Origin of the sequence: Pseudomonas sp. HY7a-MNA-CIBAN-0227, from assembly GCF_040310325.1 — a bacterium.
Taxonomy (GTDB): Bacteria; Pseudomonadota; Gammaproteobacteria; order Pseudomonadales; family Pseudomonadaceae; genus Aquipseudomonas.
In genome coordinates, this window is sequence record NZ_JBEOPT010000137.1 from 1 (window position 1) to 272 (window position 272).

Annotated in this window: 1 protein-coding gene; it reads right to left on the reverse strand. The window is 45.6% G+C overall.

From position 1 onward, the window contains the following. Positions 1-85 precede the first annotated feature (85 nt). Positions 86-272: YMGG-like glycine zipper-containing protein (locus tag AAEZ06_RS27305; protein ID WP_502948061.1), on the reverse strand; the 187-nt coding region annotated here is incomplete at its 5' end.

Genomic DNA, 272 nt, shown 5'->3' on the forward strand with positions numbered 1-272 from the left:
CTATTAGACACAAAAAAGCCTGCAATGATTTGCAGGCTTTTTATTCTTACCGCTATCGCTTAATAGCTTCGATATTTATAACCAATTATTTGGTTTGGTCATAGATGTAACCACCAGCACCACCAAGTGCTGCACCAGCTAGTGCGCCACGTGCGATATCTTTGCTATCGCCTTTGCTTCTGAGAAGGGCACCAGCAGCAGCGCCAGCAGTCGCACCTTTTACAGTGTTGCTTGCATTGCCGTATGGACCTGAGTTACAACCAGTCATGATT